General features: G+C 73.3%; 16 protein-coding genes. 8 read left to right on the top strand and 8 right to left on the bottom strand.

Annotation, left to right across the window (positions count from 1 at the left end; genetic code table 11):
- Positions 1-20: 20 nt before the first annotated feature.
- Positions 21-890 (top strand): dihydropteroate synthase, encoded by an 870-nt coding sequence (gene folP / locus ABD691_RS26925; RefSeq protein ID WP_344684376.1) that lies wholly within the window; start codon positions 21-23, stop codon positions 888-890.
- Here the strand turns inward: folP and ABD691_RS26920 are convergent, their stop codons facing one another.
- Positions 891-1,178, bottom strand: a complete 288-nt coding sequence (locus tag ABD691_RS26920; protein WP_344684374.1) for a hypothetical protein — start codon at positions 1,176-1,178, stop codon at positions 891-893.
- A gap of 227 nt (positions 1,179-1,405) precedes the next feature.
- Between ABD691_RS26920 and ABD691_RS26915 the strand changes: the two genes are divergently transcribed.
- From ABD691_RS26915 to ABD691_RS26905, 3 genes are all read left to right on the top strand, one after another.
- The gene (locus tag ABD691_RS26915) at positions 1,406-1,738 is read left to right on the top strand and encodes a PadR family transcriptional regulator (protein ID WP_344684372.1); all 333 of its coding nucleotides are present in this window, start codon (positions 1,406-1,408) and stop codon (positions 1,736-1,738) included.
- Between the two features lie 67 nt (positions 1,739-1,805).
- The gene (locus ABD691_RS26910) at positions 1,806-2,147 is read left to right on the top strand and encodes a DivIVA domain-containing protein (RefSeq protein ID WP_344684370.1); all 342 of its coding nucleotides are present in this window, start codon (positions 1,806-1,808) and stop codon (positions 2,145-2,147) included.
- A gap of 13 nt (positions 2,148-2,160) precedes the next feature.
- Positions 2,161-2,718: a DNA-3-methyladenine glycosylase I gene (locus ABD691_RS26905; RefSeq protein ID WP_344684368.1), complete on the top strand. Its 558-nt coding sequence runs from the start codon at positions 2,161-2,163 to the stop codon at positions 2,716-2,718.
- Between the two features lie 245 nt (positions 2,719-2,963).
- Here ABD691_RS26905 and ABD691_RS26900 read toward each other — a convergent pair whose 3' ends face one another.
- A complete protein-coding gene (locus ABD691_RS26900) occupies positions 2,964-3,752 on the bottom strand; it encodes an enoyl-CoA hydratase-related protein (RefSeq protein ID WP_344684367.1) in 789 nt (262 codons plus the stop codon).
- A 382-nt stretch (positions 3,753-4,134) separates the two neighbouring features.
- Here ABD691_RS26900 and ABD691_RS26895 point away from each other — a divergent pair, with 382 nt between their 5' ends.
- On the top strand, positions 4,135-4,302 hold the full coding sequence (locus ABD691_RS26895; protein WP_009949794.1) for a DUF3117 domain-containing protein: 168 nt from the start codon (positions 4,135-4,137) through the stop codon (positions 4,300-4,302).
- 158 nt (positions 4,303-4,460) lie between these two features.
- A complete protein-coding gene (locus ABD691_RS26890; protein ID WP_344684346.1) occupies positions 4,461-6,026 on the top strand; it encodes a leucyl aminopeptidase in 1,566 nt (521 codons plus the stop codon).
- A 30-nt stretch (positions 6,027-6,056) separates the two neighbouring features.
- On the opposite strand, the gene ABD691_RS26885 is transcribed toward ABD691_RS26890, so the two are convergent.
- The gene (locus ABD691_RS26885) at positions 6,057-6,977 is read right to left on the bottom strand and encodes a LysR family transcriptional regulator (RefSeq protein WP_344684345.1); all 921 of its coding nucleotides are present in this window, start codon (positions 6,975-6,977) and stop codon (positions 6,057-6,059) included.
- A gap of 62 nt (positions 6,978-7,039) precedes the next feature.
- On the opposite strand from ABD691_RS26885, the gene ABD691_RS26880 reads away from it, so the two are divergent.
- Positions 7,040-8,230, top strand: coding sequence for an MFS transporter (locus tag ABD691_RS26880; RefSeq protein WP_344684343.1), 1,191 nt, complete (start codon positions 7,040-7,042; stop codon positions 8,228-8,230).
- Here the strand turns inward: ABD691_RS26880 and tatB are convergent.
- From tatB to sigE, 4 genes are all read right to left on the bottom strand, one after another.
- Complete coding sequence (tatB, locus tag ABD691_RS26875) at positions 8,209-8,589, bottom strand: Sec-independent protein translocase protein TatB (RefSeq protein WP_344684342.1); 381 nt, start codon at positions 8,587-8,589, stop codon at positions 8,209-8,211. The two genes, ABD691_RS26880 and tatB, sit on opposite strands and share 22 nt — an antisense overlap.
- A gap of 102 nt (positions 8,590-8,691) precedes the next feature.
- Complete coding sequence (locus tag ABD691_RS26870; RefSeq protein WP_344684341.1) at positions 8,692-10,047, bottom strand: S1C family serine protease; 1,356 nt, start codon at positions 10,045-10,047, stop codon at positions 8,692-8,694.
- A 931-nt stretch (positions 10,048-10,978) separates the two neighbouring features.
- On the bottom strand, positions 10,979-11,707 hold the full coding sequence (locus ABD691_RS26865) for a zf-HC2 domain-containing protein (RefSeq protein WP_344684340.1): 729 nt from the start codon (positions 11,705-11,707) through the stop codon (positions 10,979-10,981).
- On the bottom strand, positions 11,704-12,309 hold the full coding sequence (gene sigE, locus ABD691_RS26860) for an RNA polymerase sigma factor SigE (protein ID WP_344684339.1): 606 nt from the start codon (positions 12,307-12,309) through the stop codon (positions 11,704-11,706). Before sigE ends, ABD691_RS26865 begins: the two co-directional genes overlap by 4 nt.
- Positions 12,310-12,621: 312 nt before the next feature.
- Here sigE and ABD691_RS26855 point away from each other — a divergent pair, with 312 nt between their 5' ends.
- A complete protein-coding gene (locus tag ABD691_RS26855) occupies positions 12,622-13,233 on the top strand; it encodes an O-methyltransferase (protein WP_344684337.1) in 612 nt (203 codons plus the stop codon).
- A gap of 51 nt (positions 13,234-13,284) precedes the next feature.
- On the opposite strand, the gene ABD691_RS26850 is transcribed toward ABD691_RS26855, so the two are convergent.
- The gene (locus ABD691_RS26850) at positions 13,285-14,421 is read right to left on the bottom strand and encodes an Mrp/NBP35 family ATP-binding protein (RefSeq protein ID WP_344684336.1); all 1,137 of its coding nucleotides are present in this window, start codon (positions 14,419-14,421) and stop codon (positions 13,285-13,287) included.
- Between the last annotated feature and the right edge of the window lie 112 nt (positions 14,422-14,533).

Below are 14,533 nucleotides of genomic sequence, written 5' to 3'. Positions count from 1 at the left end.
CCCGTGCCAGGATCGAGCACGTGAAGGCACTGAGGTTCGGCACCAAGGACGTGCCCGGGGACCGCGCGCTGGTGATGGCGATCGTGAACCGGACCAGGGACTCGTTCTACGACCGGGGCCGCACCTTCGAGGTCGACGCGGCGACCGCCGCCGTGGACCGGGCGGTCGCCGACGGGGCCGACATCGTCGACATCGGCGGCGTCCGGGCCGGGGCCCAGGGCGAGCACGTCGACGCCGACGAGGAGGCCCGCCGGGTCGTGCCGTTCGTGGCGGCCGTCCGCGAACGCCACCCCGGCCTGGTGATCAGCGTCGACACCTGGCGGCACCAGGTCGCCCGCCAGGTCTGCGAGGCCGGTGCCGACCTGCTCAACGACACCTGGGCCGGTGCCGACCCCGGGCTCGCCGAGGTCGCCGCCGAGTTCGGCGTCGGCGTGGTCTGCTCGCACACCGGCGGCCTCCCGCCGCGCACCGACCCGCACCGGGTCCGCTACGCCGACGTCGTCGCCGAGGTGGCCGCGGAACTGGTCGAGCGGGCCGAGCGCATGGTGCGGCTCGGCGTCCCCGAGCACGGCGTGCTGATCGACCCGACCCACGACTTCGGCAAGAACACCTGGCACGGCCTGGCCCTGCTGCGCAGGCTCGACGAGCTCGTCGCCACCGGGTGGCCGGTGCTGATGGCCCTGTCCAACAAGGACTTCATCGGGGAGACGCTCGGCGCCGAGGTGGACGAGCGGCTGGAGGGCACGCTCGCGGCCACCGCCGTCGCGGCCTGGAGCGGCGCACGGGTGTTCCGCGCGCACCACGTGGCCGAGACCCGCCGCGTGGTGGAGATGGTCGCCAGCATCGCGGGCACCCGCCCGCCCGAGCAGGTGTTGCGCGCGCTGGCCTGATCAGCGCCGGAAGGCCGCGTTGACCAGCTCGCCGACCGCGGCGGCGGGCACGTCCGGCCGCACCTCGGTGAGCACCGGGGCGAGCTTGATCCAGCGCGCCTTCACCCGCGGCGCGCTCGGCGCCGGAGCGGCCAGTTCCGCCGCGAGCTCCTCCAGCCGCCACTGCGCCTCGTCGCGCTCCAGGCTCGGTTCCGGGTGCGTGGCGATGACGTCGACGAGCGCGTTCACGTAGTCGCGGAGCCTGCCCAGCGCGTCGGCGGTACCGGCATCGTCGGTTTCGGTGGGCACTTCGGCGAACTCCTCGGCTACTGCGGGGACCGGGCGACCCGAAGTGTGGATCACGGGCGGCGGCAGGCGGAGCGGCTCGGGACTTGTTCAGCCGAACGGCCCAACTTCGTGCGGCCGTCGGAAGCCGATGTGACGCAGGTCATCGCAGGTCCAGATCGCGAAAGGACCTAGGTCCCCTTGCCGGAGGCCGATGACAGTGGTGGCAAATATCCGTAGCATCACTACTTGTGAAGGCTGATGCGTTGCGCGGACATCTGGACGCCCTGCTCCTCGCCTCGCTCGACGGCAGGGAGCTCCACGGCTACGCGATCATCGAGGCCCTGCAGCAACGCAGCGGTGGCGCCCTCGACCTGCCGACCGGAACGGTCTATCCGGCGCTGCGGAGGCTGGAGCGCGCCGGGTACGTGCACAGCTCCTGGAGCACCGTCGGCGGTCGGCAGCGCCGCACGTACCGGTTGACCCACTCCGGTGTCCAGACGCTCCAGGCCGAGCGGCGCGCGTGGCGCGAGTTCACCACGGCCATCGAAGGCGTTCTGGTCAAGCCCCCGGCACCGGCCTAGGACTCGTCGCCCGGGATTCCCGGGGTCCGTGCGGTGCGCGAGGCGTTCGCCGTGCCACGATCTGAGGGTGGCTAGTGCGCTCATCTACCTGCTCGTCGTGCTCGCGGTCGCCGCAGTGGTCTACCTGCTCGCCTCGCTGGTGTTCGGCCGCGGTGAGGAACTGGAGGCGCTGCCGCCCGGTTCCACGCCGACCCGGTTGCCCCCGGCCGACGTCGAGGGTTCCGACGTGCGAGCGCTGCGCTTCCAGCAGGTCCTGCGCGGTTACAAGGCGACCGAGGTGGACTGGGCGCTGGAGCGGGTCGCCGGCGAGCTCGACGAGCTGCGCGGCCGGATCGCGGTGCTGGAGCGGCAGCTGGACGTGGCGGGCGAGGAGCTGCGGCAGGCCCGCGCCCAGCGCGAGGAGGGGTGAGTGGCTGACAGCGGTGCCGTGGTCGGCGCGGGCGCGCTGCCCGTGGGGCGCGGGCCCGGCCGACTACACCGAGTACCACGACACCGAGTGGGGCCGGGAGCTGCACGGCGAGCAGGCCCTGTTCGAGCGGATCACGCTGGAGTCGTTCCAGTCCGGGCTGTCCTGGCTGACGATCCTGCGCAAGCGGGACGCGTTCCGCGCGGCTTTCGCGGGCTTCGACTTCCGGCGGATCGCAGGCTTCGGCGAGGACGACCGGCAGCGCCTGCTCGCCGACGCCGGAATCGTGCGCAACCGCGCGAAGATCGACGCCACCATCCGCAACGCCCGCGCGGCGGTGGAGCTGGACCGGCCGCTGGACGACCTGCTGTGGTCCTTCGCCCCGACGCCGGGCAGACCGCGCCCGGCGACGATCGGCGAAGTCCCCGCCACGACCCCGGAATCGACGGCGATGGCCAAGGAGCTAAAGCGCCGCGGCTTCACCTTCGTCGGGCCGACGACGTGTTATGCGCTCATGCAGGCCACCGGCATGGTCGACGATCATCTGGCGGATTGCTGGCTGGCTTCTTGTTGAGCTCGTTTTGCTTGGCGGTGCGGGTGGCGGATTTTGCGTTGCGGTGCCTGTGGCGGAACCTCAGGCGTCCGCTGGCTCCGGAATCTTTTTCCGACGTATGTCCAATACGACGGAAAAAGCTGTCCTCGCCAGCGAACGCCTGAGAACCCGCGGCGGTGCCGGTTGCTGGGGTGGGCTAAGCGGCTTCGCCGCTTGAGGACGATGGCTGGGTTGGCGTGCCGTCTGAGTGGGTTCTCAGGCGGGTGTCAGTGGCCGGTGAAGTTGGGGGTTCGCTTTTCCGTGAACGCCGCCACCGCCTCGCGGTGGTCGGCGGTGCGGCCGGCCTCCGCCTGGGCTCCGGCCTCCACCGCCAGGGCCTCGTCGAGGCCCTCGGCCGCCGCCGCCAGCAGCGTCTCCTTGATCCGCGCGTACGCGCTGGTCGGGCCCGCCGCCATCCGGCTCGCCAGCTCCGCCGCCGCGGTCGCGGCCTGGCCTGCCTCCACGACCCGGTTGACCATGCCGATCCGCTTCGCCTCCTCGGCCTCGACCGGCTCGGCCAGCAGCAGCATCTCCATCGCCCGGCCGTAGCCGATCAGCCGCGGCAGCGTCCACGACACACCGGAGTCGGTCGACAACCCGACGTTGGCGAAGGCCATCAGGAACTTCGCGTCCGCCGCCGCGATCCGCAGGTCGCAGGCGTAGGCCAGGGACGCGCCCGCCCCGGCCGCGGTGCCGTTGACCGCGGCGATCACCGGCTTGGGCATCGTGGCCACCGCGCGGATCAGCGGGTTGTAGTGCTCCTCCACCGTGCGCAGCGGAGTCGGGTCGTTGGCCTCGAGCAGGGCGACGTGCTCCTTGAGGTCCTGGCCCGCGCAGAAAGCCTTGCCCGCACCGGTGATCACGACCGCGCGCACCGCGTCGTCGGCCGCGGCCTCGCGCAGCGCGCTGATCAGCGCCTGCTTGAGCTCGACGTTGAGCGAGTTGAAGCTCTCCGGACGGTTCAACGTGAGCAGGCGCACACCCTCGGAGTCTTGGGTCAGCAGTACCTCGGACACTTCTCGCCCTTTCGTCGGTTCGGTTCCGGCCTCCGGTCCGCCCGGGTGACGGATTCCACAGTGGACACCTGCGGGGTCCGCCCGCCAGTCCCGAGTAGACGGTGTCGGTCCTGGTGGTGGCGGTGGCGGCCGGGCTCTGCGGCGGATGCGGGTGCCATCGCGGCGCCGGCCGCGGCGGGCCGGCGGCGAATGGCGCCCCGACGCACCGAAAGACCCCGCACAGCGGTCGAGTCTGCCACCCGTTGCGGGCATTCGACCAGCGCACGAGCGACACGAGTTGATCGGTTCGGTTTCGCGGCTGCGTCCGGATGGGGGAGAATGGAGGCGGACCCGGTTGGTTGTGGCGACCAGTGCGGGGAAGAGTTCACGGAGGGAGCACGCTATGGCGGCCATGAAGCCCCGGACCGGTGACGGTCCCCTCGAGGTGACGAAGGAGGGGCGCGGGATCGTGATGCGCGTCCCACTTGAGGGCGGTGGGCGGCTCGTCGTCGAGATGTCGGTCGAGGAGGCCAAGAACCTGGGCGATGCCCTGGAGTCGGCCACCGGCTGAGGCCGCTGGGAGGCGATCGGGTGAGTCGTCGCCCGGCCCGGTCGCCGTGGCGACAACTTGAGCGGGAGTGACAGGCCCCGGCATCGCCGACGGTGCCGGGGCCCTTGTCGGCCCGCGGTTCGGATTGTGCACGGCTGCCCGTGCGGGAGGGTTTCGAAGTGTCCGCTGCCTCAAGGTTCGGTCGCCGGGACGGCGCCGAGAACTCGGTACTGCCGGTGATCCCGACGTCACTGGTCGAAGTGGACGTCGTGCGGCGTTCCAGGGACGGGGTGCCCACCGCGGTGCCGGTCTTCGGCGGTGGTTCCGGGCCGGAGCTCGCGGACGCGGCCGAACAGTTCGATGTGGACGTCGCGCTGCTGGAGAGCCTGCGCGCCACCGCGTCGGCGGGCGAGGTCCGCACGGTTCCGCTGCCCGAGGGCCGGTTCGGCTGGGTCGTGGGCGTCGGTTCGGGCGAGCCGCAGCAGTGGCGCACCGCCGGTGCGGCGCTGGCCCGCGCGGCCCGCGAGCGGCTCGGCGAGACCGGCGAACGCGAGGGCGACACCGTCGATCTCGGCGATCCCTCCGACGCCGAGTACCTCCAGATCCGGATCCCCGCCGAAGCCGACCCCGAGATCGTCTCCGCGCTCGCGCTCGGCCTTTCCCTTGGCGACTACCGGTTCCGCGTCACCGCCGAACCCGCGCCGCCCCGGCTGCGCAAGGCGTTGCTGGTCACCGAGGACGAATCAGTGGCCGCCGCGGTGCGCCGGGCGGGGGAGTGGGCGGCGGCGACCGCGCTGGCCCGCGACCTGGCCAACGCGCCCTCCAACGTCAAGGACCCGGCCTGGCTCACCGGTCTCGCCGCCGAGCTCGCCGAGCCGGTCCCCGGCCTGACCGCGACCGTGCGCGACGAGAAGTGGCTCGCCGAGAACGGGTTCGGCGGAGTGCTCGCGGTCGGCGGCGGATCGGCCAGCCCGCCGCGCCTGCTGGAGCTGTCCTGGCAGCCCGCCGACGCCACCGGTCCGCACCTGGGCCTGATCGGCAAGGGAATCACCTTCGACACCGGCGGAATCTCGCTCAAGCCCGCCGAGGGCATGCACCTGATGCGCACCGACATGGCCGGTGGCGCGGCGGTGATCGCCGCGATGCTGTCGATCGCCAGGCTCGAACTGCCGGTGCGGGTCACCGCGCTGGTGCCCTCGGCGGAGAACCACGTGTCCGGCAGCGCCTACCGGCCCGGGGACGTCGTGCGCCACTACGGCGGCAAGACCACCGAGGTCAGCAACACCGACGCCGAGGGCCGGATGGTCATGGCCGATGCCCTGGCCTACGCCGCGAGCCACCACCGCGCGGACCTGCTCGTGGACGTCGCGACGCTGACCGGCGCGATGAAGGTCGCGCTCGGCCTGCGCACCGCGGGTTTCTTCGCCACCGAGCCCGACCTGTCCGAGCGCGTGCGCGCGGCGGGTGAGCGCGTCGGCGAGGCGTACTGGCCGATGCCGCTGCTGGAGGACCACGCGGACGCGGTGCGGGGCGAGTTCGCGGACGTCAAGCAGGGCCCGAAGGGGCCGGGTGCGGTCACGGCCGCGCTGTTCCTGCGCGAGTTCACCGACGGGCTTCCCTGGGTGCACCTGGACATCGCGGGTCCGGCGCGGGCGGACAAGAACTACGCCGAGGTCGTCTCCGGCGGCACCGGTTTCGCCGCGCGGAGCCTCGTCGAGTTCGTCGCCGATCTCGCGGACCGCTAGGTCCGCCTGCGGGAGGCGAAGTCGGGGCCGCTAGGTCCGCCGCCGGGAGGCGAAGTCGCGGAACGCCCGGACCGCCGGGGGCAGCGTCCGGTGCGCGACCCAGGTGAGGCAGACGGTCCGGTGCGCGGGCGGGTCCAGCGGGATCTCGACCGTGCCCGGGATGGCCTCCGGGACGGCCGGTGGCAGCAGCGCCACCCCGAGCCCGGCGGCGACCAGCCCGCGGACCGTGTCCACCTCCTCGCTCTCGAACCCGATGTGCGGTTCGAACCCGGCGCGGTCGGTGAGGTCGGTGAAGATCTGCCGCAGCCCGTAGCCGTGGCGGGTCACGACGAAGTCCTCCCCGGCGAGCTCGGCGAGCCCGAGCCCGCTCCGGTGCGCCAGCGGGTGGTCCCGGTACAGGACCGCGAGCAGCGGCTCCTCGCGCAGGGCCGCCCACTCCAGCTCCGGGGAATCCGGCGGCGGGGAGATCAGGCAGAGGTCGATCCGGCCGTCGCGCAGACCGGCGACCATCTCGTCGCGCGGGCCCTGGAGCAGCCCGAACCGGACCTGCGGATGATCGGCGCGGAAGCCCCGCACGAGCGACGGGACCAGGGTCGCGCCCATCGTGTGCTGGAAGCCGATGACGACCTGGCCGCGCTCCGGGGCGATCTCCTCGACCACCTCGCGGCAGCCCGCCTCCAGCGTCCGCAGCGCGTCCGCCGCGGCCGCGGCCAGCAGCTGCCCCGCCCTGGTCAGGTGGACGCCCCGGCCCTGGCGGGCGATGACGGGGGTGCCGATCTCGTCGGCGAGCCGGGCCAGCGTCCGGCTGACGGTCGGCTGCGGAACGCCCAGCGACTCGGCCGCGCGTGTGAGATGCCCCTCGGCCGCGACCGCGCGGAGCAGGGCGAGCGCGGGGGCCAGATGTGCCGCGAGCTGCGGCGCGGACTCCGCCGGACCTGACTCATTCACCATGGCATGGATTGTTCTACTTCGGCGTATTGGACGCATTAATTAGCGCTGCTTAGTTTTTGGGCGTGGACAACGCTCGCCTCCGCCGGATTCGGATCTCCCTGCTCGTCGGCGCGCTGGGGATGTTCGCGCTGCTGTACGCGCCCCAGCCGGTGCTGCCGCAGCTGGCGGACGCCTTCGGCCTCAGCCCCGGCGCCGCCGCGCTGACCGTCTCGGCGACCACGCTCGGCCTCGCCGTCGGCGCGATCCCGCTGGGCATGCTCTCCGAGGCGGTCGGCCGCCGCCGCACGATGGTCTGCTCGCTGGTGCTCGCCGCGGCGCTCGGGCTGGTCATGCCGTGGGTGCAGGCGTTCCCGGTGCTGGTCGGCCTGCGGCTCGCGCAGGGCGTGGCGGTCGCGGGGCTGGCGGCGGTCGCCGCCGCGTACCTGGCCGACGAGACCGGCGGCGCGCAGCTCGGCACGACCATGGGGCTCTACGTCGCCGGAACCACGATCGGCGGGATGTCCGGGCGGCTGCTCGGCGGCATCTCCGGGGACTTCACCGGATGGACCGGCGGGGTGCTCACCGTGGGCGTGCTCGGTGCCGCGTGCACCGCGCTGTTCGTCGTGCTCCTCCCGGCCGAACGCGCCCACCAGCGCCAGGAACTCCGCTGGAGGCCGCTGCTGGGCGGGCTCCGCACCGCCCTCAGCGATCCCGTCCTGTACGTGCCGTACCTGGTCGCCGCGCTCGGCATGGGAGCCTTCGTCGCGGTCTACAACGTGCTGGGCTTCCGTCTGACCGCGCCGCCGCTGCTGGTGACCCCGGCGCTGGCCGCACTGGCGTTCCTCGCCTACGCGGCGGGGACGCTGACCTCCGCGCTCGCGGGCCGGGCGGCGGACCGCTGGGGCCGCACCCGGACGCTGCTGCTCGGGCTGGCGGTCACCGTCGTCGGCCTGCTGCTCATGCTGGTCGACGACCTGCCGACGATCATGGTCGGGCTGGTGGTGTTCACCGGCGGCTTCTTCGCGGCGCACGCGGTCGCCAGCGGCTGGGTCGGCGCGCGGGCCGACGCGTCAGCGAGGGGACAGGCGTCGGCGCTGTACCAGTTCGCCTACTACGGCGGCAGCAGTGTCGGCGGGGTGCTCGGTGGCTTCGCCTACGCGGCGTGGGGATGGGCGGGCATGACGGCGCTGCTGTGCGGCTGGCTGCTGCTGGCCGGAGCGGCCGTCGCCGTCACCCACCGGGCGCCGGTGGCTCAGGTGGCGTCCGAGTCGTAGGGCGGGCGCTCGCCGGGAGCGAGCGGCTTCTGCTCGGCCGGCCGCGTCGGCGCGGTGGACGGCTTGTCGTTGGTGATGCCGTCCAGCGGGTTCTCGCCGTTGAACAGGTGGTTGGTCACCGCGCGCTTCGGGTCGAAGTTGCGGATGCCGCGCAGGTCCTCCAGCGGCTTGCGCAGCTCGTCGAACTCCGGCCCGAGCTCGGAGCGGATCTGGTCGCGGGCGCCGGTCGCGTACTCCTTGACCTGACGCACCGTCCGGCCCAGCCACGCCGCCCCCTGGGGCAGCCGCTCCGGGCCGAGGATGAACAGACCGGCGACGATGAGAACCAGCAGCTCGGCCCAGCCGATGTTCTCGAACACCTCGACTACCTCCGGGCCATCTCGGTTCGAACCGCCACCTACCGCGAACCAGGGTACCCACACTGGTGCGCGGATCGGAACGAATCTTCGCCCCCGAAGCCGTCAGCGCAGCGTGGCGTCGAGCACCAGCTCCCGGCCCTGCCGGACCACGGTGATCGGCACGGTGGCCCCGACCTGGTGGCGGTCGACGGCGACGATCAGCTCGTCGGCGCTGCCCACCTTGCGGTCGCCCACGCGGATGATCACGTCGCCCTCGGCGATGCCCGCGGCGGCGGCCGAGCTGCCGTCCTGGACGTTCTGCACCTGCGCGCCGTCGGCGACGCCGTCGCTGACCGACTTCGCGTTGACGCCCAGGTCGGCGTGCCGGACCTGCCCGGTGCGGATCAGCTCCTCGGCGATGCGGCGGGCGTCGTCGATCGGGATGGCGAAGCCGAGGCCGATCGAACCGCCCTCGCCGCCCGCGCCGAGCGTGCGGATCGCGCTGTTGATGCCGACCACGGCGCCGTTGCCGTCGACCAGCGCGCCCCCGGAGTTGCCGGGGTTGATGGCGGCGTCGGTCTGGATGGCGTCGATGACGGCGTTGGTGTCGGTGCCCTCGCCTGCCAGCCGGACCGGCCGGTGCACGGAGCTGACGATGCCGGTGGTCACCGTGCCGGAAAGGCCCAGCGGGGAGCCGATCGCGATCACGTCGTCCCCGACGGCGAGCGCGTCGGAGTCGCCGAGCTGCGCGACGGTCGGGTTGGCCACCTCGACCTTGATCACGGCCAGGTCGGTCTTGAGGTCGCGGCCGACGATCCGCGCGGGGGCGCGGGTGCCGTCGTGGAAGACCGTCGAGACCTGGGCGCCCGGGGTGTCGGCGGCCATCGAGACGACGTGGTTGTTGGTCAGCACGTAGCCGTTGCCGTCGATGACCACGCCGGAACCGGAGCCGCCCTGCCCGCCGACCCGGACCTCGATCGACACCACGGCGGGCACGACCCGCTTGGCGACCCCGGCGACCGCGCCTGCCGGCCTGCCGTCTCCCGGTTCCACCTCGGCGAGCGTGACGTCCGGGTTGGTCAGCGGGTTGCCCTCCTCGGCGGTGAGCCGCCCGACGAAACCGCCGACGACCGCCAGCAGCACCGCGACCGCCGCGAGAGCGGCCAGCGCGCGCGGCGACACCCGGCGGCCGAACAGCACCTCGCGGGCGCTGAGCAGCGGACCGCGATCGGGTTCCGCGCGCTCCCCGGCGGAGTCCTCGGACGCGGCGGGCGGACCGAGGACGGCGGACGCCGCGGGATTGCGCCACGGATCGCGCTCGCTGCCCTCGTCCCAGAACGCGGGGTCGTCGCGGTCGGGGGCGAGCGGCTTCTCGCCGGGGGCGCGCTGCAACGTCTCGTCGGCGTCCGCGGGCCTGCCGAACGCCTTGCTCAGCGCTTCCGCCGGCGGCGCGACCTGCTCGATGCCGCGCGCGGGCACGCCGTCCGGTCGCTTGGGGTCGAAGCTGCCTTCGACATCTTTCGGGCGGCCGAAGACCGCCGACTGCGCCGGGTCGACCGCGGGACGCTGGAGCGGGCGCGGCGCCAGCCGGGGGGAGGGGTCTTGCTGGGCGCTGTGCTGCTGGGGGCTGGCTTGTTGTGGGCCGGCTTGTTGTGGGCTGGCCGCCTGGTCGCCGGAGGCGGGGGGGCGGGGCGCGCCGGTACCGAGCTGGTGGCCGGGAGCCGATGCGGGGTGCGGTGGGTGCGGGGCTCCTGTGCCTGGGGCGGGCGGCTCGCCGGAGCCGTGGCCCTGCGCCCGAGCCGCTTGTGGCCCGGGAGTTTCCGTGCCGGTGCTGGGTTGGTGGCCGGGGGCCTGTGCCGATCGGGCCGGGTGCGCTCCGGGTGCGGCGGGCTGTTCGCCGTGGCCGTGGCCCTGCGCCCTAGCCGCCTGTGGTCCAGGAGTTTCCGCGCCGGTGCTGGGCTGGTGGCCGGGAGCCTGTGCCGACCGGGGCGGGTGCGCTCCGGGCACGCCAGCCTGTTCGCCGGAGCCGGGACCCTGCGCCCGAGCCGCCTGCGGCGGCCTGCCGTTGCCTGCGGGCGGACGGGGCGGACGGGCCGGAGCGAACCGGTCGGCGGGAACGCCCCGCGTCCCCGCGGGCCCGCCCTGCCACGGGTGCACCGGCTCGGACGGGCGTGCGCCGTGGCCGTTGCCCGCTCCACCCGGCGGAACCTGCTCGGCCCCGGTGGTCTCGTCGCCGCTTCGACCACCCCGCTCGGGCCTTCCTGACTGCTCGCTCATCGCTCCCCGGGCATGCGCATTCGACTCGTCACCACTTTGTTCGAGTGGATCACACGGGCGGGCCCTCCGCGTCACCGGTACGTGAGCCGCCGGGCCCCATCCTGCCTCGCGGGAGGTGAAGTTCGTGTGGCTTTCAGGGCAGCGGGACCGCCGACGCGGCGGTCGAGACCGGTGCGGTGTGCCCGGCGACCTGCGGCTGTCCCGCGCTCACCGGTTCGGTGGTGGCGGCGGCCGACGGCTCGGTTCGCTGCACCGACGCGGGCAGCACCGCATTGCCGTAGGCGCCGTTCGGAAGCGGCAGCTGGCCGGTGGTCGGCGGCAGCTGCTCGTCGTCACCGGGAACGTTCATCAGGGCCAGGGCGCCGAGCACCAGACCGGAGAACACGACGCCCGCGCCCTGCCGGGTGCGGCGGCCCCTCGCGTCGCGGGTGGCGGGCACCGCGTCGGCCTCGCCGAGCGCGGCCGAGGTGCCCAGCGGCTGCTGACCGCCGCCGAGCGGGGTGCCGGAACCGAGCACCGGTCCCGAGCCGAAGGGCTTCGCCCGGCCGTTCGGGGCCATGGCCACCAGCTGGCCGTCCCGGGTCAGGGCCAGGCCGTCCGGCTGCGGCGGCAGCTCGGCGTGCGTCGGTATCGACTGCAGCGCCTGCATCAGGCGCGGGGAGATCGACGGTGTGTCCGCCGCCTGCACCGCGGCCCGCGCCTGCCGCTGGGCGGCGGCGTCGGCGGCGCACGCTGGGCAGCGGGCGAGGTGGGAGGCCGCTCGGTCATAGGCGTTCGGGCTCAGCTCGCCGTCGACGAACGCCACGATCGCGTCCAGCGCGAGGTGCTGTTCGGACAGACCCCACCCACGCAGAACCGTCATTCGGTGTCCTCCCGAGAGTGCTCGCGTCGAGCTTCCAAGGTGGCCTTCAGCATCTGGCGACCGCGGTGAATCCTGCTGCGCACAGTACCCAGCTTCACCCCGAGGGTGGTACCGATCTCCTCGTAGGAAAGGCCTTCCACGTCGCAGAGCACCACGGCGGCCCGGAACTCCGGCGGCAGCTCGTCGAGCGCGGCCTGCAGGTCGGGGTCCAGGTGCGTGTCGTGGAAGACCTGCTCCGGGCTCGGACCGCCGCCGGGGAGCCGGTCGGTGTCCTCGGGCAGCCCCTCCATCCGCAGCCGGGCGCGGCGGCGGGCCATGTCCAGGAACAGGTTCGTGGTGATCCGGTGCAGCCAGCCCTCGAACGTGCCGGGCTTGTACGACGCGAGCGACCGGAAGACGCGGATGAACGTCTCCTGGGTCAGGTCCTCGGCGTCGTGCTGGTTGCCGGTCAGGCGGAACGCCAGCCGGTAGACCCGGTCGGCGTGCTGGCGGACGACCTCGTCCCACGACGGGGGCGTCCAGGGCTGCTGGACGGCCACGGTCGCGTGCTGTTCGGGCTCAGCCGAGCTGATCGGCTGCGTGCTCATCGGCTGTGTTGCCATCGGGCGAGAACCCACCTCCTGCGGGCGGCTGCCTAGTTGGAACGACCATGGTGGTCGCTTTGTTCCGGTGCGGTCTGTCTTGGTGTTGTTGGGATGGGATGCGCCGAGACCACCGGATGTGACGCCACCAATCTCCTCTACCCCGGTGAGGCGGGCATGAAAGCCACCTGAGAGCAGCCTGAGAACCCGTCCGGACCCCGTGACGTGCGGCTCACGCCAATGGCCTAAGGGATGCCTCCGACGGAAACGGGCCTCTAACGATCGGCCCGCGCGTGTTCGCCGCCTGAGGGCTCGCCGTTAGCCTTGCGCGTTGTGATACCCGAGACACCGATCGGTGCCGGGCCGGTCGGCCGGGATGCGATGCGGAGCGGTCCGCCCCGCACCGGCGCCGTGCCCGCCCAGGACGACGCCGGCGAGATGACGCCGGGGCACGTGCTGCGGTTCCTGGCCGCCGCGCTGCGCGCGAAGGCGGTCGTCGAGATCGGCACCGGCACGGGTGCGCACTCGCTGTGGCTGCTCAGGGGCATGGTGCCGGAAGGCGTGCTGACCTCGATCGACGTGGACCAGGCCGGGCAGCGGGCGGCCCGCGCGGCGCTGACCGGGGCCGGCATCCCGGCCGGGCGCGCGCGGCTGATCACCGGGCTGCCGACCGACGTCATGTCCCGGCTCACCGAGGGCGGCTACGACCTGGTCTCGGTCTTCGGCGCCCGCACCGACTACCCGGTGTTCCTGGAGCTCGGGCTGCGTCTGCTGCGCCCCGGCGGCGTGATCGTCTTCGCCGGGGTCCGCGCGGACGACGACGCGCGCCGCGACCCGGCATCGCTCGCGCTGCGCGAGCTGCTGCGCCTGGTGCGCTCGGACGAAACCCTCGTTCCGGTGCGCCTGCCGGTCGGCGAGGGACTGCTCGCCGTCGCCAGGACCTGACGCGCCGGGACCTGACGCGGGACCGCCGGGTGACGGTCCCGCGCGGAATCGTTACGCGGGCGAGACCGACAGCATCCGCCCGGCCAGCCCGCGGGCGCGGGTGGACAGCCGCTTGGCGACGTCGTTGAGCACCGCGGCGGCAGGCGAGTCCGGGTCCTCCAGCACCAGCGGCTTGCCGTTGTCGCCAGCCTCCCGCAGCCGCGGGTCCAGCGGCACCTGGCCAAGCAGCGGCACCTCGGACCCGATCGCGCGGGTCAGCGAGTCGGCCACGATCTGGCCGCCGCCGGAGCCGAAGACCTCCATCCGGGAGCCGTCGGGCATCTCCATCCAGGACATGTTCTCGACGACCCCGGCCAGCCGCTGGCGGGTCTGCATCGCGATCGCGCCCGCGCGCTCGGCGACCTCGGCCGCGGCCTGCTGCGGGGTGGTGACCACCAGGATCTCGGCGTTGGGGATCAGCTGCGCGGTCGACAGCGCCACGTCGCCGGTGCCCGGCGGCAGGTCCAGCAGCAGGACGTCGAGGTCGCCCCAGAAGACGTCGGAGAGGAACTGCTGCAGCGCGCGGTGCAGCATCGGCCCGCGCCAGACCACCGGGGTGTTGCCCGGGGTGAACATGCCGATGGAGATGACCTTCACCCCGTGCGCCTGCGGCGGCATGATCATCTTGTCGACCTGGGTCGGCTTGCCCCCGGCGCCGAGCATGCGCGGCACCGAGTGGCCGTAGATGTCGGCGTCGACGACCCCGACCGACAGCCCGCGCTTGGCCATCGCGGCGGCCAGGTTGACGGTGACGCTGGACTTGCCGACGCCGCCCTTGCCGGAGGCCACGCAGTAGACCCGGGTCATCGAGCCGGGCTCGGCGAACGGGATGCGCGGCTCCTCGGAGCTGCCCCGCAGCTTCTTGCGCAGCTCGGTGCGCTGCTCGTCGCTCATCACGTCGAGCTCGACGGAGACGTTCGCGACGCCTTCGACCTCGGAGACCGCGGAGGTGACCCGCTGGGTGATGGTCTCGCGCATCGGGCAGCCCTTGACCGTCAGGTAGACCTCGACGGCGACGTCGCCGCCCGCGACGGAGACCGACTTGACCATGCCGAGATCGGTGATCGGCTTGTTGATCTCCGGGTCCAGGACCTTGCCCAGAGCCCGCCGCACGGCCTCTTCGGTGGGTGTGGACTGCGTAGTGGTCACGGTTGCCTGACACCGACCTTTCTGCGCGTCTGCGCTGCTGCCTCCATGCTACGGACCGGTAGCACGCGGACAGTAGTGGCCGCGCGTTCACCCCATCCACGGCGCCCACCGG

Origin of the sequence: Saccharopolyspora taberi (genome assembly GCF_039534165.1) — a bacterium.
Classification (GTDB): Bacteria; Actinomycetota; Actinomycetes; order Mycobacteriales; family Pseudonocardiaceae; genus Saccharopolyspora_D; species Saccharopolyspora_D taberi.
This window is presented reverse-complemented; position numbering and strand designations above follow the sequence as displayed.